Source organism: Cytobacillus sp. (assembly GCF_032154635.1).
Lineage (GTDB): Bacteria > Bacillota > Bacilli > Bacillales > Cytobacillaceae > Cytobacillus.
Genome location: NZ_JALDXW010000021.1, coordinates 59,524 through 76,723 on the forward strand (window position 1 = coordinate 59,524; position 17,200 = coordinate 76,723).

Consider the following 17,200-nt stretch of genomic DNA (forward strand, 5'->3'; position numbering starts at 1 on the left):
CTATTAAGTCACTTAGATGGTGCTAGAATAAAGAGATGATTGCTAATAATAGCTACAACCTATATAGTAAAGGTTGTATTTAGTCATATCTAGCTGCAGGCCAAAGGGATTGAGGTCATAAGCCCATCCGTAAAGAAGGGTAAAGATCTCCTTCCTGCAGGTTTGTTATATACATGTCGCCCCTGTTCAAGACGCTACCGCTTTTAGTATAAGGAGGTTAAAGTGTGTCAATTTCTCGCAAAAGCTGTCTATTTTTCGTCATTGTCATGGGGAGCTTTTTATTATCAGCTTGTTTTAGTACATCAACACCAGTTGAAAAAATGTATGATGTTCTAGAAAATGTTGTATCCACTGAAAATATTTTTAAAGAACAGCAGGAGCCGCTTGTTAAGTTAGAAAAACAGGAAAAGGAAATTTACGATAAAATTATTTCTATAGGAATGAAAGAATTCGATGAAATAATTCGTCTTTCAGATCAGGCGATAGACATTGTTGATAAACGGAAGGATCATATGAATAAGGAGCAGGAGAGCATTGCCGCCTCACAGAAAGAGTTTAATAAAGTGCAGCAGTTAATAAATGAAATAGAAGAAGATGCATTGAAAGAAAAGGCACAAAACTTATTTGACACGATGACTGAACGATACGAAATTCATGACGCGTTATATCAAAAATATCTTGAAGGGGTAAAACTAGATAAAGAGCTGTATCTAATGTTTAAAAATGAAGACCTTCAATTAGAACAGCTGGATGATCAGATTACTAAAATTAATGAAACCTATGCGGAAATTTTGAAAAAGAATGAAGATTTTAATGAAAAAACAAAAGAGTACAATGAATCGAAATTATCCTTCTATAAAGAGTCTGGCTTAAAGGTTGATTCAAAACATTAAATTTATCCTAGTCTTCATCTTAAAGATGCAGACTTTTTTGTTTTTTCTATCTTTGTTAGTAATGAAAATATATTATTTGAAAATAATGATGATTACTATTTTTCTATCAATGTGTTATAACACATACAGTGTTTTTTGATTTTTATAGAACAGATATACATACTTAATAATACAGTTTTAAAAATGCCGGTTCCTTTTATAAATGTGATAATGTTGATAAACTATTACCTTATGGTGTGACAGCGTATTTATTTTATGCGAATAATATGAAACATTAAGAAAATGTGTATCAATTTAGTTGCAAAAAATAGTAATACAGAATATGATGATAATGGAAATATAAATATAGACGTTTATTAAGGAAGAATAAAAGCTAGTTAATGATGTATTGAGAGAATAGTAATGAAAGGTATTTTCTTTAAGTGTTTTCTAATTTACCTTCATTTTGGGCAACCTAGAATCTGTGTATGAAAACTCCAAATGATAACGTCTTTTGAAAGAAAGGAAAGGGTGATTCCAATGGCTTCTAAAACAAAGAATTTACAATTCGATGGAAAAAAACAGCTCGAAAAAGTAGAAGAACAATTCCAGACACTACAAATCCTAAATGAAGAAGGCAAAGTCGTAAATGAATCAGCAATGCCTGACTTAAGTAATGAGCAGCTTCAAGAATTGATGCGTCGTATGGTGTATACTCGCATCCTTGATCAACGCTCCATTTCATTAAATAGACAAGGTAGACTTGGCTTTTATGCACCAACTGCGGGACAAGAGGCATCACAATTAGCCTCACAATTTGCTTTGGAGAAAGAAGATTTTATTTTACCAGGCTACCGTGATGTGCCTCAAATGATTTGGCATGGGTTGCCATTATCACAAGCTTTCTTATGGTCGCGCGGTCATTACGAAGGTGGAAATATTCCTGAGGGAGTAAATGTCATTGCTCCACAGATTATTATTGGTGCTCAATACATTCAAACTGCTGGTGTGGCACTTGGAATGAAGAAACGCGGAAAACAATCGGTTGCAATTACTTATACAGGGGATGGTGGAACGTCACAAGGTGATTTCTATGAAGGAATTAACTTTGCTGGCGCATTTAATGCTCCTGCAATCTTTATTGTCCAAAATAATCGCTTCGCCATTTCAACACCTGTCAGCAAACAATCCGCGGCTAAAACACTTGCACAAAAAGCAGTTGCAGCGGGAATACCTGGTATTCAAGTAGATGGAATGGATCCGCTTGCTGTTTATGTTGCGGTTCGTGAAGCTCGAGAGCGTGCTATAAATGGAGAAGGTCCAACACTAATTGAAACACTTACTTATCGTTATGGTCCACATACAATGGCTGGCGATGATCCGACTCGTTATCGAACAGCTGATCTTGATAATGAGTGGGAGAGAAAGGATCCGCTTGTTCGATTCCGAAAATTCCTAGAAGAAAAAGGACTTTGGAACGAAGAAATGGAAAATGAAATTATCGAAAAAGCAAAAGAAGATATTAAAGTTGCCATTAAACAGGCAGATGATACACCAAAGCAAAAAGTAACGGATTTAATTTCTATTATGCACGAAGAGATGCCTTATAACTTAAAAGAACAATACGAAATTTATAAAGCAAAGGAGTCGAAGTAAGCCATGGCGCAGATGACAATGATTCAAGCAATTACTGATGCATTACGCACAGAATTGCGAAATGATCCGAATGTATTAGTATTCGGTGAAGACGTAGGCGTAAACGGTGGTGTATTCCGTGCGACTGAAGGTCTTCAAAATGAGTTTGGCGAAGAGCGAGTATTTGATACTCCGTTAGCTGAATCAGGAATCGGCGGATTAGCAGTTGGGCTTGGTTTACAAGGCTACCGTCCTGTTCCGGAAATCCAATTCTTTGGATTTGTATATGAGGTGATGGATTCTATTTCAGGACAGCTTGCACGTATGCGCTATCGTTCAGGCGGACGCTATAATTCTCCAGTTACAATTCGATCACCATTTGGTGGGGGCGTACATACCCCAGAAATGCATGCAGATAGCTTAGAAGGATTGATGGCTCAACAGCCTGGGTTAAAAGTAGTTATCCCGTCCACTCCATATGATGCAAAGGGATTATTGATATCTGCTATTCGTGATAATGATCCAGTGATTTACTTGGAGCACATGAAGCTATATCGTTCTTTCCGTCAAGAGGTACCGGAAGAGGAATATACGATTCCATTAGGGAAAGCGGACATTAAGCGAGAAGGCAAGGATTTATCAATTATTACTTACGGTGCAATGGTGCATGAATCACTAAAAGCAGCAGAAGAGCTTGAGAAGGAAGGGTTTTCTGCTGAAGTAATTGATTTACGCACGGTTTCTCCAATAGACATCGAAACCATTATTGCTTCTGTAGAAAAAACAGGACGTGCGATCGTTGTACAAGAAGCACAAAAGCAAGCTGGAATTGCTGCGAACGTGGTTGCAGAGATCAATGATCGTGCTATTCTTAGTCTTGAGGCGCCTGTTTTACGAGTGGCAGCTCCAGATACGGTGTTTGCTTTCCCTCAAGCTGAAACAGTTTGGCTGCCGAATTACAAGGATATTATCGAAACAAGTAAAAAGGTTCTAAATTTCTAATAGAATAAATAGTCGGAATTAGAAATAGGGCAGAAATCGGCTAATTTGCCGATTTCCTCTATTCTGACATCTGATCTCTCACATCTAGCAAAGTAGGAGGTTGATTCCAAGTGTCATTTGAATTTAAATTACCTGACATTGGTGAAGGTATACATGAAGGTGAAATCGTTAAATGGTTTGTAAAATCTGGCGATAAAGTTCAAGAGGATGACGTACTATGTGAAGTGCAAAATGATAAAGCTGTTGTTGAAATTCCTTCCCCAGTAGCTGGAACCGTCGAAGAAATTAAGGTAGGAGAAGGAACGGTTGCAACAGTAGGACAAGTGCTTATCACTTTTGATGCGCCAGGATATGAAAATTTGAAGTTTAAAGGTGACGAAGAAGAACCTACAAGGGAAGAGACTGCTTCAGTAGCAAGCCAGCAAGAGACACAACAGCCGGAAGCAGAAAAGCAGGAGACAGCACTTGCTGAAGTGGATTCTAATCGCCGAGTTATCGCTATGCCGTCTGTTCGAAAGTATGCAAGAGATCATGGTGTTGACATTCATCAGGTTGCAGGGAGTGGCAAAAATGGCCGTGTGGTTAAAGCGGATATCGATTCGTTCCTAAATGGTGATGCTGTAGGTAAATCTCAAGAAGCTCCTGAACAAGAAGCAGCTGCACCACAGGAATCAAAATCACCGCAAGCTTCAATAGCAATTCCACAAGGGCAGTACCCTGAAACACGCGAGAAAATGAGTGGCATAAGGAAAGCAATTGCGAAAGCAATGGTTAAATCTAAGCAGACTGCACCACATGTTACATTAATGGATGAAGTCGACGTAACAAAGCTTGTTGCTCATCGTAAGAAGTTCAAAGAAGTAGCAGCAAGCAAAGGAATTAAGCTAACATTCCTACCATATGTTGTAAAAGCGTTAACTAGTGCCTTGCGTGAATTCCCAACTTTAAATACATCGATTGATGATGAAACAAGTGAAATTATTCAAAAACACTATTACAATATTGGAATCGCAGCAGATACAGATAAAGGATTATTAGTGCCTGTTGTTAAAGATGCAGATCGTAAATCTACGTTTGCCATTTCCAATGAAATAAATGATCTTGCTACAAAAGCACGTGAAGGCAAGCTTGCACCAGACGAGATGAAGGGTGCTTCATGTACAATTACAAACATTGGTTCAGCTGGTGGACAATGGTTTACCCCATTAATCAATCATCCTGAAGTAGCGATATTAGGAATTGGCCGAATCGCCGAAAAACCGGTAGTAAAAGATGGCGAAATTGTTGCAGCACCAGTTCTTGCTTTATCTTTAAGCTTCGATCATCGTATAATTGATGGAGCAACTGCTCAAAATGCATTGAATCATATTAAACGTTTACTAAACGATCCTGAACTATTGTTAATGGAGGCGTAAAAAATGGTAGTAGGAGATTTTCCAATTGAAACAGATACAATTGTCATCGGTTCAGGTCCTGGGGGATATGTAGCAGCCATTCGTGCTGCACAGTTGGGGCAAAAAGTGACAATAATTGAAAAAGCAAACTTAGGTGGAGTTTGCTTAAATGTAGGCTGTATTCCATCAAAGGCACTTATTTCTGCAGGTCACCGTTATGAACATGCTGCTCATTCTGAATCGATGGGTATTATTGCGGAAAATGTAAAAGTAGATTTTACAAAGGTACAAGAGTTTAAAGCAGGGGTAGTGAAAAAACTTACTGGTGGTGTCGAAGGCCTTTTAAAAGGTAATAAAGTAGAGATTGTTCGTGGAGAAGCTTATTTTGTAGATGCAAATACACTTCGTGTAATGGATGAAAATTCAGCTCAAACCTATACATTTAAGCATGCAATTATTGCAACAGGCTCTAGACCAATTGAACTCCCAGCATTTAAATATAGTAAGCGTGTCCTTGATTCTACAGGTGCATTGGCACTACAAGAAATACCGAAAAAAATCGTTGTTATTGGCGGCGGTGTAATCGGGATAGAATTGGGCGGTGCTTATGCAAGTTTTGGATCAGAGGTAACCATCTTAGAAGGTGCGGATGATATTCTTGTTGGCTTCGAGAAGCAAATGACTTCACTTGTAAAACGTAAACTAAAGAAAAAAGGCGCTGAAATCGTTACGAAGGCACTTGCAAAAGGTGTCGAAGAAAATGAAAATGGCGTTAAAGTAAAATATGAAGTAAAAGGCGAAGAAATAACAGTCGAAGCTGATTATGTATTTGTCATGGTGGGTCGTCGTCCTAATACAGATGAATTGGGATTAGAGCAAGTAGGTATTAAAATGAGCGATCGAGGCATCATTGAGATTGATAAACAATGCCGTACAAATATAAGTAATATTTTTGCAATAGGCGATATCGTTCAAGGTCCTCAATTAGCACATAAGGCTTCGTATGAAGGAAAGATCGCTGCTGAGGCTATTTCTGGACATCATTCAGAAATTGACTATTTAGCTATTCCAGCAGTCGTCTTCTCAGATCCTGAACTAGCTTCTGTAGGCTATACAGAAAGTCAGGCAAAAGAAGAAGGCATTGAGGTAACGGCTGCGAAATTCCCATTTGCTGCAAACGGCCGCGCACTTGCTTTAGATGCAACTGATGGCTTCGTTAAGCTCGTTACTAGAAAAGAAGATGGGTTAATAATTGGTGCACAAATTGCAGGTGCTAATGCGTCAGATATGATTGCCGAATTAGGTTTGGCGATTGAATCTGGCATGACTGCAGAAGATTTAGCAATGACCATCCATGCACACCCAACACTAGGTGAAATCTCCATGGAGGCAGCAGAGGTTGCACTAGGAACGCCCATTCATATCGTAAAATAAATAACAGCTCCAGAGACGAAAGCCTTCAGTCTCTGGAGCTGTTTATTTGTTTTTTAAGGCTGAATAGAGCGGCTTAACAATTTGTTCTTTAGTTGCCTCTCCTTTTACCTTTACAAGAATTTTATCATTATATACGAGGAGGATAGCAGGACAGCCATCAATATCAAATTGATCATAGTATTTTTTTGCGTTTGCTGCTGTAATGATCTTCATGTTTTTTATGTCGATTGGAAATTCTTTCTTTAGCTCAATAATCGCATCATAATAAGTAACTTCATGTTCATATGCTTGGTCATCCGTGAAAAAAATGAGTTGTTTAATATTTTGATCGATAGTTAAGTCTTCTTTAGAATCAACATGGTTACATGAGGAGGCTATAAAAAGAAGAGAAGCAATGAATAGTAATAATGGCATCCCTTTCATATTCCATTCCCCACCTTGCTTGTTATATAAATAAAATGAATAATTTCTCATTTGTTTTAGACAAATTATGATTATTTTATCATATGAAAAATATCAAATAGCCCTTGTCACTTAAATGTTACAGAAATGAAAAATAAGATATTCCTTTTCTACATATATTACATATACAAGCACATTTTTGGAAATGAGATATTGACATTTTTGGTGGTGAGATGGTTGAGGGTTTATACTGCGCTGCTTCTGCAAATCATTATTTGGAGCGGATATACCTTTATTGAATGGTTATCAAGATATGATCAGCTTTTATATAAAGTATTGATGTTCTTTGTCTTTTTTTATATTGCTATTATTATTGGAAATACAATTATGAAATCTATAAAAAAGACGTTATTTGTAACATCGTTAAGCTTAACTTTGTATGCGTCCTTCCATTTTACTATGGCTGTAATTAATGGATAGGACCTTTTAACGCAATTAAGATTCATGAGCATCTGCTCACAATCAAGAAAGTAAATGCCGGTCTGCTTCATTTCCCCTACGCTGATTATTACTTCGTACATAAAGGATTGCTTAATTAATCAGACCGATCATTGATTTTTTACTCAAAAAAGAGCCTTATTACGGCTCTTTAATAGGCTTTCCGTTGAAAAATCTCGCGATGATACTATAAAGCGCAAAAATAAATAAGAAAAAGCAAACAAAGGAAAAGAAAAAAGGAGTTATGTTTAATGCAGTCTTCTTCTCAAATGGCGATTCAAACTTTACCTCTAGCGGGTATAAATCTTCCCCATTAGGAAGAGTTACCGTTTGTTGAGCAAAAGGGAAGGGTCCCCCAAAGGATAGTTGTTGTATCAATATTTTTGGCTGTGTTTCAAAATATGAGTAAAAAATAAAGGGAGATAGTAGCGTAATTCCAAAGCTTAGTATCCCTATTATGATTAATCTTTGCTTTAACATGTATTCACCTCATTGCATTATTGCTTGAATAGATTAAAATAGAAGAACAGCGGAAAAGCCGTCCTTCTATATTTGTTAAGAGTTTTTTTAACTTACACGGTTCGATCCTACTTTCTAGGATAAAAATACATCACGCGTCCATTAAATAAATGTAATTCTCCTTGTAGTTTCTTTGCCAAAAATCTGCAAAACTCATTAGCCTTGCCCTTGTCTCCGAATGTGGAAGATTCTGGGAGAGTGAACTGTATGTATGACTGTTCTTGCTCTGATCCATCTTCATTTATGACAGTTTCTTTATCCACGCCAAGTAAAATAATGTTGTATCGATCCTTGTCTGATTTTAGGAAAAACCATTTGCCTTTTCCATCAGGCATTTCTTTCATTTCATATGGAAAAGCAGCCTCATTATAATTCCAAGCAACCTGATTGCCAGTTTTCGCAGTAATTTCTTTGAAATAATGAAATAAATCTTTTATGTCATCAGTTGTAACCGATTCTTTTGCTGATGAAGGCACGAGCTTTATATATGCATGACTCGCCACTATCCATCCCCCCAAATTTTGTTTACTCTCCCTTTCATTCTAGCATTGATTAAAAACTTCTGACAACTTAATCTGTTGAATAATAAAAAATACTTGTAATTATTTAAAAAAGTAATTATAATAATATTCTAAATATTTAAAATAAAAGAAGGAAAAATATGAACCTATTTGAGAAGCTATATGATGAAATTGAAGATGTGAAAGTTCGTTTTGTTGGTTTTACAACCGATCAAGCTAGATATGACTTCGGGATTGTATTTACAAATCTTTTTTTTGGAAAACCTCTTGTTGTATGTATGCAAACTGGCCGCTCCACTCTCCTCGACCCAAAGGACCTCGAAGACAAGGCTTACTTACAAAAAGTCTTTAAAATGGATACTCATCACCAAGCAGAAGATTTAAGTGAATTCTTTAAAATCGTTCTTCCAAGCCCTTCTTTTGAGACTCAATATGAATAAAGCCTCCATATTAAATAACAACCTATTCGTCTGCTGACTGTTTTTAGATAGTATGTGTTATACTATTTAATCGCTGTATTTGACTGGTACTAAAGAGTTTGCCATTATTTTCTTTCAATGAGTTATACAATTAGGGCTTGAAAAAACAATAATGTTATATTATTATTGTTTTAAGGTTATTAAAACGCTTACAATCATTTATGTGATAACTCATTGAAAAGGGGAATGGAAGATGGGCACACTTGTATGCCAAACTTGTAATTCAACAATTGATCACTTCGAGGATGAAAAAGTAACAGTTTTGTATTCAAAGTGTAATTGCTGTAATGATGATAAAAAAAAGAATAAATAAATTTGAGATTAATAATCATCCTTCATACCACAATAAAAAGAGCCCTCCAACAAAATCGGAAGGCTCTTTCTTTATTTTATTGCTCGGTGTTCTTTAATTACCCGCAAGTATTTAAAATCATAATCCTCTGGTCCTTGAACAGGAAGTCCTGCTTCCATATTAGTTTTGATGTACAATAAATTATCCTTTGTTATAATTTCTCCTGGGATAAATATCGGAATACCTGGAGGATAAACCATAATAAATTCTGCGATAATTCTCCCTTCAGATTCATCAAAAGGGACAAGTTCTGTCTCAGCATAAAACGCATCTCTTGGAGAAAGGGCAAGTACGGGTATATCAGGAAGCAATACTTGAGCTTCAATTGTCTTTGGTTTACTATGTCTCTCTGTTGATAATTCTTTTAAGGCTTGAACTAGTATATCTGCCTCTTTCTCCGTGTCGCCAGGTGTGATGATACAAAGGATATTGTATAAATCTGACATTTCAACTTCAATATTGTATTTTTCGCGAAGCCAAAGTTCGACATCAAAGCCGCTTAACCCAAGCTCTTTTACAGAAATGATTAATTTCGTCGGGTCATAATCAAAGGCAGCCTTAGATTCCAAGATTTCTTCACCAACACAATATAGATGTTCGATTTCATTTACTTGTTGACGAATGGACTGAGCAAGTGATATCGTCCGATCGATCAGCTCCTTTCCGTTAATAGCTAATTGTTTTCTAGCAACATCCAAAGAAGCTAATAATAAATATGAAGTAGAAGTCGTCGTTAGCATACTTAGAATGGATTGCACTCTTTTAGAAGAAACAAGATTTCCTTTCATATTTAAAATGGAGCTTTGGGTCATGGATCCTCCTAGCTTATGAACACTAGTTGCTGCTAAATCTGCGCCTGCCTGCATGGCGGATAAGGGCAAATCATCGTGAAAATGAATATGTACCCCGTGCGCCTCATCAACAAGGACTGGAACTTGATAAGAATGTGCAATCTCAACTATTTTTTTCAAATCAGCAGAAATACCAAAATAGGTTGGATTAATTACGAGTACTCCCTTCGCATCTGGGTGCTGCTCAAGTGCTTTTGCGACAGAATCCGTTGTAATCCCATGTGAAATACCAAGGTCTTTATCAATTTCTGGATGAATAAAAATTGGTGTTGCACCTGAAAAAACAATTGCAGACATAACAGATTTATGGACATTTCGCGGAACAATTATTTTTTCACCTGGTCCGCAAACAGCCATAACCATTGTCATAATTGCCCCGCTTGTTCCTTGAACAGAAAAGAATGTTCGATCTGCACCAAAAGCCTCAGCTGCCAGATCCTGTGCTGATTTAATGATGCCTTTTGGTTGATGTAAATCATCAAGTGGACCAATATTGATGAGGTCAATGGCTAAAGCGTTATCGCCGATATATGCTCTGAATTCCGGATCCATCCCATTTCCTTTCTTATGGCCGGGAATGTGAAATTGGACTGGATTTTTTTGCGCATGTGCTAATAAACCGCTGAATAACGGTGTTTCTAATTGAGACAATTTAAACTAACACCTCTTTAAGTGGAAAAGTAATAAAACAAATGAATTATAGCATTATTCATTTTCTTTGCATAGAAAGAAATATTGTCACAAAAACTTCTTCAATAATTATTATAGTTTTGTGATGAAAACAGGAAAATATAACATTAAAATAGAATTAATAATGAAGGTAGGAGGATAAGGAGGTCTTATTCATGACTTGGAACACTCGTATAACGGATTTATTAAAAATAAACTATCCCATAATCCAGGGAGGATTAGCTCACCTAGCTTATTCTGATTTAGCTGCCGCTGTATCCAATGCCGGGGGTTTAGGCCAGGTCACTGCGATGTCGCTGGAAAGCCCTGAAGCATTAAGGGAAGAAATACATAAAGTAAAACAAATGACGGATAAGCCATTCGGTGTGAATTTTGCAATTGGGCAGCATGGGAGACCTTTTTCACATTATCTTGATGTAGCTATTGAAGAAGAAGTGCCTGTTATTTCAATGACAGGTGGGAACCCAACACCTATCTTTGAGCAATTAAAGGGAGTAAATGTGAAAAAACTTGTTCTTGTCGCTGCGAAAAGGCAGGCTGTGAAAGCAGAGGAGCTTGGAGCAGATGCAGTAATGGTTGTTGGACAAGAGGGAGGTGGACATTTAGGAAGGGATGATATTGGTTCAATCGTCTTAATCCCACAGGTGGTTGATGCAGTCTCGATACCTGTCATTGCTTCTGGGGGAATAGGTGATGGAAGAGGATTGCTTGCTGCATTATGCTTGGGAGCAGAAGGAATAGAGATGGGAACAAGGTTTGTTGCTACAAAGGAATGCGTCCACGCATCTGAATTATATAAAACAAGACTTGTCGAGGGAAGTGAAAGTGATACTGCAGTGATTAAACGTTCGATCGGTGCGCCAGCAAGAGTGATAGCTAATGAATGGACTGATAAGATCCTTAATATTGAAAGGGCTGATGGTGGCTATGAGCAATTAAAAGATTATATAAGTGGGGATGCTAACAAAAAGTATATTTATGAGGGAAAAGAAAATGAAGGCTATGCATGGGCTGGACAAGTGATGGGATTAATTAAGGATGTTCCAACCGTTCAAGAACTATTTGATCGAATGATTTCAGAGGGGGAAAAAATACGTAAAAAGTGGGCTTTATAAATAGTTATATAAGGAAAAACCAACATGAGTATACATAAGGGGGTCCTATAATGGAATATCAATATCCAATTGAAGCAGATTGGACGACAGATGAGGTAATTGATGTCATCCAATACTTCCAAAAAGTCGAAGAAGCTTATAGCAAAGGTGTGGATCGGGATCTTTTTCTTGAGGCCTATCGAAGATTCAAGGAAATTGTGCCAGGAAAAGCTCAAGAACGAAAAATTTGTGACGAATTTGAAGAGGTAAGCGGATTTTCATCCTACCGAACGGTCAATGCTGTCAAAGAAACTGAATCAGGAAAAAAAATAAAAATGAAATAAAGAAAATAATAAAACCTCCAATCAGGAGGTTTTATTAGAAAAAGAAATTATTGGTTTACGCCATTTTATAAAGAGGTATTAATTCCTTAAATACAGATTCAGCTGTAGCAAGAAATTCTTCAGGTGCCATCTTAATAGCTTCGTCCTTTGGAAGGTTTATTCCACAAAGGATTTCTGCCTTTTTAATCTTTTGTAGACGAATAAACATGTCCTTTAACTCTTTCTTCGTTAACTCACTATGAAGAAGAGCAGTTGGTTTTGTGTGATCAATTGACCAAACAAAGTGGTCTGGTGTTTGTTCAAAAATGTTAGATGCGTTTGCTTCTAAAGTTTTTCCGAATTTTTCTTTATGCGGAGCCTCATATATGAGCGCAAACCAAATAAAAACGTGAGTTTCCCATAAACCAATTTGAAAATGAGGGAGCATTTTATAACCTCTTGGATTATTAGCGAAAGCCACCCATGTATCATTTGGCGGATTTTTTGTTCTTCTTGCATGTTTTGCAACATGTGTAAACATTTCATCACCAGTATCAGCAGTAAGCATTGGTGAAAAATATTGACCTAATTCCTCAAGTTTTGGTCTAATGTGCGATTTCAGTGCATCCATTCGTTCTTCTAAACCTTCAATTGTAAAGACCTGAAAGTCTGTATTTGTAAACCCAGTAAATGCCATGTAGAAAACCTCCTTCAAACTCTGTCAAATATTGTAGCATACTTACAAAAAAACAGTAATCCTCATGCTTATCTACAAATTTTTATGTAAAAATAGGTAATCGCACAAATTTGTTGCAAGTAAACAAGAATCCTCATAATATAATAGTAAAAATAATCAGAAGAAATAAAAACTTAGGTTATTTGGAAGGGGTGTAAGATCAATGAAACAACTTATAAACTCAGTCAAGAATAGTCCTGGTGAAAAAGAAAGAACGGCAGTTTTACGTCTGGAAATGGACTATGAACTAGCTACATTATTTGAGGCGATGAATACTCAGGATGAAAAAATGAAAACACAAAGTAAACAAAGACTGGAAAGAATCAGACAGGAATTGTTAAGGCTGAAAGCTTTATAACGAATGCTTTAATCATGCTAAAGGAGAAAGATTGAGAAACATGTATAATGAAATACGACTTAACCAATAAAAACGGACTCCTACAAGGAATTAGGGGTTCGTTTATTATTTTGTCTGGCAGGAGAGGATAATGCTTGAAGCAATTATCTATTTCATTTAAGCTATTGTTATTTCATAAATGATTTTTGCAAACATTCGTCTGTCACAATGAAACAATTTTTGCAAAAACAGTTCGGAGGGAATCGGATGAATATGTGGAAAGAGATAGATCGGAACGCCAAGTCTTGGATAATGGAAGCTGGACATAGGATTAAGCAGTCGTTTAGCAAAACACTAACTATTGAAGCAAAATCAAACGCGAATGATCTAGTAACGGATATTGATAAAAGTACGGAAAAGTTCTTTATAAAAAAAATAAAGGAGTTCTATCCAGATCATAAAATCCTTGGGGAGGAAGGGTTTGGAGACCAAATAAGTGATTTAAATGGAATTGTCTGGATTATAGATCCAATTGATGGAACGATGAATTTTATCCATCAGCAAAGAAACTTTGCTATTTCAATAGGTATATATGAAGATGGCATTGGTCAAGTTGGTTTAATTTATGATGTTGTTCATGACGAGCTATATCATACCATTAAGGGAAATGGGGTTTATCTTAATGATCTACATCTCCCGCCTTTACAGGGAGTTCAAGTGAATGAAGCAATTATCGGAATAAATGCAACATGGGTGACTGAGAATAAACGAATTAATCCGCTTCTTTTAGCACCACTAGTAAAGCATGCACGAGGAACACGCTCATACGGTTCTGCAGCAATAGAAATGGCCTATATTGCATCGGGACGAATGGATGCCTATATTTCATTAAGGCTAGCTCCTTGGGATATTGCGGCTGGAATCATATTAGTTGAGGAGCTTGGGGGAGTGGCTACAACATTAAAAGGAGAGCCGATCAATCTTATGGAAAAGAACTCATTATTTATTTCTAAACCGGATCTGCATCAAGAAGTATTGAAAAATTATCTAAATGGGGGGGAATGGTAATAAACCAAATAAAAAGATGACTCGTCTGTATAGACCGGTCATCTTTTTCTTATTTTATTTGTTATTATAATGTCCCATTCTCTCTCATTTTCTTTTTGGTTTTGAAACCTATTCCCATTACAACAATTAAGGCAATAATTGCGGCAAGAATCCCAATGATGCTCTCTTCTGCTACGGCAATTCCGATGCCCATCATGCATAGTGTTGCGATTATCGCTAAAGCTAATAATGGCCATTTAATATCCTTCAAAAGTTTTACCCCCTCATATGAAGCAGTATGTAAATATATATATTACAGTGAAAAACGTAGTAAATAAAAAATTTTTTGCCTTTGCTTTATATTTTACACAAAAAGCTTTTAGGTTTCCACTTTAATTATGGTATAATGTTTCAGTTGTACGGAAGATAGAAAAGCAGAAATGCTCTAAATTGTTTAATACAGGTAGGAGGAACTTCCTTGAAATTAAGAGAAGATATTCGTAATATTGCCATTATTGCACACGTCGATCATGGTAAAACGACTTTAGTAGATCAACTGTTAAAGCAGTCCGGAACTTTCCGTTCGAATGAGCATGTGGAAGAGCGGGCAATGGATTCAAACGATATTGAAAGAGAACGCGGGATTACCATTTTAGCCAAGAATACTGCGATTCAATATAAAGACACTCGAATTAACATTCTTGATACGCCGGGACATGCTGACTTTGGCGGTGAAGTAGAAAGAATCATGAAGATGGTTGATGGGGTATTATTAGTCGTCGATGCTTATGAAGGATGTATGCCGCAAACACGCTTTGTTTTAAAGAAAGCATTAGAACAAAACTTAACTCCAATTGTTGTTGTAAATAAGATTGACCGTGACTTTGCTCGCCCAGAAGAAGTAGTTGATGAGGTTCTTGATTTATTTATTGAATTGGAAGCAAATGAAGACCAGCTTGATTTTCCAGTTGTTTATGCTTCTGCTATTAATGGTACTGCAAGCACAGACCCTAAGAAACAAGATGAAAACATGCAGGCTCTATATGATATGATCATTGATAATATCCCTGCTCCAATTGATAACAAAGAAGAGCCTCTTCAATTCCAAGTTGCTTTACTTGATTACAATGATTATGTTGGAAGAATCGGCATTGGACGCGTTTTCCGCGGGACAATGAAAGTGGGGCAGCAAGTAGCACTAATGAAGCTAGATGGCACAGTGAAGCAATTCCGTGTGACGAAAATCTTTGGCTTCTTCGGTCTAAAACGGCAAGAAATCCAGGAAGCTTATGCTGGGGATTTAATTGCTGTTTCCGGAATGGAAGATATTAATGTCGGTGAAACTGTATGTCCTGTTGAGCATCAGGATGCATTACCAATCTTAAGAATTGATGAACCTACTCTCCAAATGACCTTCCTTGTTAATAATAGTCCATTTGCTGGAAGAGAAGGGAAATATTTAACAGCCAGGAAAATTGAAGAGAGACTGCGAGCACAATTACAAACTGATGTTAGCCTTCGTGTAGATAATACAGATTCGCCAGACGCATGGATTGTTTCCGGCCGTGGAGAACTTCACCTTTCTATTTTGATTGAAAACATGCGTCGTGAAGGCTATGAGCTGCAAGTATCAAAGCCTGAGGTTATCGTTAAGGTTATTGATGGTGTTCGTTGTGAGCCTGTTGAGCGCGTTCAAATTGAGGTTCCAGAAGAGCATACAGGAGCAATTATGGAATCAATCGGTGCTCGTAAAGGTGAAATGCTCGATATGATTAATAATGGAAATGGTCAGGTTCGCTTAGTATTTAATGTACCTGCACGTGGATTAATTGGTTATACAACTGAATTTTTAACATTGACTCGCGGATTTGGAATCATCAATCATACGTTTGACAGCTACCAGCCTATGGCGCAAGGCCAGGTCGGAGGACGACGTCAAGGTGTGCTTGTATCTATGGAGAGCGGAAAGGCATCAACTTATGGTATTATGCAAGTAGAGGATCGTGGGATCATCTTCGTTGAAGCTGGAACTGAGATTTATGAAGGGATGATTGTCGGCGAGCATACGCGTGAGAATGACATCACTGTAAACATTACAAAAGTAAAACATGCAACAAACGTTCGTTCGGCGAATAAGGATCAAACAGCTACAATGAAAAAGCCGCGTATCATGACGCTTGAAGAGGCTTTAGAATACTTAAATGAAGATGAGTATTGTGAAGTAACTCCAGAATCCATCCGTCTGCGTAAAAAAATCCTTGAGAAAAACGAACGTGAAAGAATGGCGAAGAAGAAAAAATATGCTGAAATGAGCTGAGGAATGAAGGGGGAGGAGAAAAAATGGGAGATGTAAGTGAAAGTCTGTCTTTTTTCGCTGCTTTATTCAAAGTCCAAGAAAATTCAACGTTGGGAATGTGGCTTCTTTATTTAACAATTGTTGTATTATGCATTATTGTTTTTAAACTGGGTTTTGCAAAAAAATTACCCATTGCAAAATCAATGATTATTTATCTTTTTCTCATTTTAGGTTGTACGATATTAACCTTTTTTGCAGTCTTTTTACCAATTGCTGAAGGTCTAGTAGTTGCTGCCTTAATCCTAATTATTTACAAAGTCCGCCTTCATCAGTCAAAAAAAATTGAGGGGAAAGAATATTAGGATGGAGTGTTGCATATGAACTCATTACAGGATGCTTTATATAATTGGTTAACAATTAAAGTAGTTTGTAATGAAAGACCTGATGATACGGCTGCAGCAGACACGGAAAAAATGTTTTGGGAAATGCTTACAGATGATCATCAGCTTTCAAATATTGAAATAGAAACGGATGCAGTGATGTACTATGTCCACTATGATCATGCAGGGGAAAGGAAAAAGGCTCGCTTTCCAAGAGAACTTATTGAAGTCATGTTAAATCAGATTCATGCGAGTCCTGAAAAGTATGAGAATTATCCCCTATAAAAAAGGGGCTGGGACAAAACCCACCTCTGACATGAAAAAGCCGGTGAAATTTT

The 17,200-nt window shown here is 37.0% G+C and carries 21 protein-coding genes; 15 read left to right on the plus strand and 6 right to left on the minus strand.

Going from position 1 to position 17,200, the window contains the following annotated elements; all coding sequences use genetic code 11:
* The first annotated feature begins 224 nt into the window (after positions 1 to 224).
* The 5 genes from RUH74_RS15260 to lpdA all read left to right on the plus strand — a co-directional run bounded on the left by RUH74_RS15260 (position 225) and on the right by lpdA (position 6,337).
* Positions 225 to 893 (plus strand): YkyA family protein, encoded by a 669-nt coding sequence (locus tag RUH74_RS15260; RefSeq protein WP_313801451.1) that lies wholly within the window; start codon positions 225 to 227, stop codon positions 891 to 893.
* 519 nt (positions 894 to 1,412) lie between these two features.
* Positions 1,413 to 2,528, plus strand: a complete 1,116-nt coding sequence (gene pdhA / locus RUH74_RS15265) for a pyruvate dehydrogenase (acetyl-transferring) E1 component subunit alpha (protein ID WP_313801453.1) — start codon at positions 1,413 to 1,415, stop codon at positions 2,526 to 2,528.
* 3 nt (positions 2,529 to 2,531) lie between these two features.
* Positions 2,532 to 3,509: an alpha-ketoacid dehydrogenase subunit beta gene (locus RUH74_RS15270; protein ID WP_313801455.1), complete on the plus strand. Its 978-nt coding sequence runs from the start codon at positions 2,532 to 2,534 to the stop codon at positions 3,507 to 3,509.
* Between the two features lie 110 nt (positions 3,510 to 3,619).
* Positions 3,620 to 4,924 (plus strand): dihydrolipoamide acetyltransferase family protein, encoded by a 1,305-nt coding sequence (locus tag RUH74_RS15275; protein WP_313801457.1) that lies wholly within the window; start codon positions 3,620 to 3,622, stop codon positions 4,922 to 4,924.
* Positions 4,925 to 4,927: 3 nt separating this feature from the next.
* Entirely contained in the window at positions 4,928 to 6,337 is a 1,410-nt protein-coding gene (gene lpdA / locus RUH74_RS15280) for a dihydrolipoyl dehydrogenase (RefSeq protein ID WP_313801459.1), read from the plus strand.
* 42 nt (positions 6,338 to 6,379) lie between these two features.
* Here lpdA and RUH74_RS15285 read toward each other — a convergent pair whose 3' ends face one another.
* On the minus strand, positions 6,380 to 6,760 hold the full coding sequence (locus tag RUH74_RS15285) for a small peptidoglycan-associated lipoprotein (RefSeq protein ID WP_313801461.1): 381 nt from the start codon (positions 6,758 to 6,760) through the stop codon (positions 6,380 to 6,382).
* Positions 6,761 to 6,967: 207 nt separating this feature from the next.
* On the opposite strand from RUH74_RS15285, the gene RUH74_RS15290 reads away from it, so the two are divergent.
* Positions 6,968 to 7,219 (plus strand): hypothetical protein, encoded by a 252-nt coding sequence (locus tag RUH74_RS15290; RefSeq protein WP_313801498.1) that lies wholly within the window; start codon positions 6,968 to 6,970, stop codon positions 7,217 to 7,219.
* A 159-nt stretch (positions 7,220 to 7,378) separates the two neighbouring features.
* Here RUH74_RS15290 and RUH74_RS15295 read toward each other — a convergent pair whose 3' ends face one another.
* Both RUH74_RS15295 and RUH74_RS15300 read right to left on the minus strand, forming a co-directional pair.
* Entirely contained in the window at positions 7,379 to 7,717 is a 339-nt protein-coding gene (locus RUH74_RS15295; protein ID WP_313801463.1) for a hypothetical protein, read from the minus strand.
* A gap of 107 nt (positions 7,718 to 7,824) precedes the next feature.
* Complete coding sequence (locus tag RUH74_RS15300) at positions 7,825 to 8,259, minus strand: DUF1885 family protein (RefSeq protein WP_313801465.1); 435 nt, start codon at positions 8,257 to 8,259, stop codon at positions 7,825 to 7,827.
* A 158-nt stretch (positions 8,260 to 8,417) separates the two neighbouring features.
* Between RUH74_RS15300 and RUH74_RS15305 the strand changes: the two genes are divergently transcribed.
* On the plus strand, positions 8,418 to 8,717 hold the full coding sequence (locus RUH74_RS15305; RefSeq protein ID WP_313801467.1) for a DUF3055 domain-containing protein: 300 nt from the start codon (positions 8,418 to 8,420) through the stop codon (positions 8,715 to 8,717).
* 232 nt (positions 8,718 to 8,949) lie between these two features.
* Entirely contained in the window at positions 8,950 to 9,069 is a 120-nt protein-coding gene (locus RUH74_RS15310; RefSeq protein WP_082631857.1) for a GapA-binding peptide SR1P, read from the plus strand.
* Positions 9,070 to 9,140: 71 nt separating this feature from the next.
* Here the strand turns inward: RUH74_RS15310 and RUH74_RS15315 are convergent, their stop codons facing one another.
* Positions 9,141 to 10,610: an aminotransferase class I/II-fold pyridoxal phosphate-dependent enzyme gene (locus RUH74_RS15315; RefSeq protein WP_313801471.1), complete on the minus strand. Its 1,470-nt coding sequence runs from the start codon at positions 10,608 to 10,610 to the stop codon at positions 9,141 to 9,143.
* 194 nt (positions 10,611 to 10,804) lie between these two features.
* Here RUH74_RS15315 and RUH74_RS15320 point away from each other — a divergent pair, with 194 nt between their 5' ends.
* Together RUH74_RS15320 and RUH74_RS15325 are read left to right on the plus strand one after the other, a co-directional pair.
* Complete coding sequence (locus RUH74_RS15320) at positions 10,805 to 11,764, plus strand: NAD(P)H-dependent flavin oxidoreductase (protein ID WP_313801473.1); 960 nt, start codon at positions 10,805 to 10,807, stop codon at positions 11,762 to 11,764.
* A 50-nt stretch (positions 11,765 to 11,814) separates the two neighbouring features.
* The gene (locus tag RUH74_RS15325; protein WP_313801475.1) at positions 11,815 to 12,087 is read left to right on the plus strand and encodes a UPF0223 family protein; all 273 of its coding nucleotides are present in this window, start codon (positions 11,815 to 11,817) and stop codon (positions 12,085 to 12,087) included.
* 55 nt (positions 12,088 to 12,142) lie between these two features.
* Here the strand turns inward: RUH74_RS15325 and RUH74_RS15330 are convergent, their stop codons facing one another.
* A complete protein-coding gene (locus RUH74_RS15330) occupies positions 12,143 to 12,763 on the minus strand; it encodes a YktB family protein (RefSeq protein ID WP_313801477.1) in 621 nt (206 codons plus the stop codon).
* Positions 12,764 to 12,965: 202 nt separating this feature from the next.
* Here RUH74_RS15330 and RUH74_RS15335 point away from each other — a divergent pair, with 202 nt between their 5' ends.
* Both RUH74_RS15335 and RUH74_RS15340 read left to right on the plus strand, forming a co-directional pair.
* A complete protein-coding gene (locus RUH74_RS15335) occupies positions 12,966 to 13,160 on the plus strand; it encodes a hypothetical protein (protein WP_313801479.1) in 195 nt (64 codons plus the stop codon).
* Between the two features lie 246 nt (positions 13,161 to 13,406).
* Positions 13,407 to 14,207, plus strand: a complete 801-nt coding sequence (locus RUH74_RS15340) for an inositol monophosphatase family protein (RefSeq protein ID WP_313801480.1) — start codon at positions 13,407 to 13,409, stop codon at positions 14,205 to 14,207.
* 64 nt (positions 14,208 to 14,271) lie between these two features.
* Here the strand turns inward: RUH74_RS15340 and RUH74_RS15345 are convergent, their stop codons facing one another.
* Positions 14,272 to 14,457, minus strand: a complete 186-nt coding sequence (locus RUH74_RS15345; RefSeq protein ID WP_313801482.1) for a YlaF family protein — start codon at positions 14,455 to 14,457, stop codon at positions 14,272 to 14,274.
* Positions 14,458 to 14,664: 207 nt separating this feature from the next.
* Between RUH74_RS15345 and typA the strand changes: the two genes are divergently transcribed.
* The 3 genes from typA to RUH74_RS15360 are packed head-to-tail and all read left to right on the plus strand — an operon-like array spanning position 14,665 to position 17,147.
* Entirely contained in the window at positions 14,665 to 16,503 is a 1,839-nt protein-coding gene (typA, locus tag RUH74_RS15350) for a translational GTPase TypA (RefSeq protein ID WP_313801484.1), read from the plus strand.
* Between the two features lie 23 nt (positions 16,504 to 16,526).
* Entirely contained in the window at positions 16,527 to 16,844 is a 318-nt protein-coding gene (locus RUH74_RS15355; protein ID WP_313801486.1) for a YlaH-like family protein, read from the plus strand.
* Positions 16,845 to 16,859: 15 nt separating this feature from the next.
* Complete coding sequence (locus RUH74_RS15360; RefSeq protein ID WP_313801488.1) at positions 16,860 to 17,147, plus strand: hypothetical protein; 288 nt, start codon at positions 16,860 to 16,862, stop codon at positions 17,145 to 17,147.
* The last annotated feature ends 53 nt before the right edge of the window (positions 17,148 to 17,200 follow it).

Excerpts from the sequence above, each read along its gene's own strand:
- RUH74_RS15325 (WP_313801475.1), top strand. The coding sequence starts at position 11,815 with ATGGAATATCAATATCCAATTGAAGCAGATTGGACGACAGATGAGGTA.
- pdhA (WP_313801453.1), top strand. The coding sequence starts at position 1,413 with ATGGCTTCTAAAACAAAGAATTTACAATTCGATGGAAAAAAACAGCTC.
- RUH74_RS15355 (WP_313801486.1), top strand. The coding sequence starts at position 16,527 with ATGGGAGATGTAAGTGAAAGTCTGTCTTTTTTCGCTGCTTTATTCAAA.
- RUH74_RS15320 (WP_313801473.1), top strand. The coding sequence starts at position 10,805 with ATGACTTGGAACACTCGTATAACGGATTTATTAAAAATAAACTATCCC.
- RUH74_RS15335 (WP_313801479.1), top strand. The coding sequence starts at position 12,966 with ATGAAACAACTTATAAACTCAGTCAAGAATAGTCCTGGTGAAAAAGAA.
- RUH74_RS15310 (WP_082631857.1), top strand. The coding sequence starts at position 8,950 with ATGGGCACACTTGTATGCCAAACTTGTAATTCAACAATTGATCACTTC.
- RUH74_RS15340 (WP_313801480.1), top strand. The coding sequence starts at position 13,407 with ATGAATATGTGGAAAGAGATAGATCGGAACGCCAAGTCTTGGATAATG.
- RUH74_RS15285 (WP_313801461.1), bottom strand. The coding sequence starts at position 6,760 with ATGAAAGGGATGCCATTATTACTATTCATTGCTTCTCTTCTTTTTATA.
- RUH74_RS15270 (WP_313801455.1), top strand. The coding sequence starts at position 2,532 with ATGGCGCAGATGACAATGATTCAAGCAATTACTGATGCATTACGCACA.
- lpdA (WP_313801459.1), top strand. The coding sequence starts at position 4,928 with ATGGTAGTAGGAGATTTTCCAATTGAAACAGATACAATTGTCATCGGT.
- RUH74_RS15360 (WP_313801488.1), top strand. The coding sequence starts at position 16,860 with ATGAACTCATTACAGGATGCTTTATATAATTGGTTAACAATTAAAGTA.
- RUH74_RS15330 (WP_313801477.1), bottom strand. The coding sequence starts at position 12,763 with ATGGCATTTACTGGGTTTACAAATACAGACTTTCAGGTCTTTACAATT.
- RUH74_RS15305 (WP_313801467.1), top strand. The coding sequence starts at position 8,418 with ATGAACCTATTTGAGAAGCTATATGATGAAATTGAAGATGTGAAAGTT.
- RUH74_RS15295 (WP_313801463.1), bottom strand. The coding sequence starts at position 7,717 with ATGTTAAAGCAAAGATTAATCATAATAGGGATACTAAGCTTTGGAATT.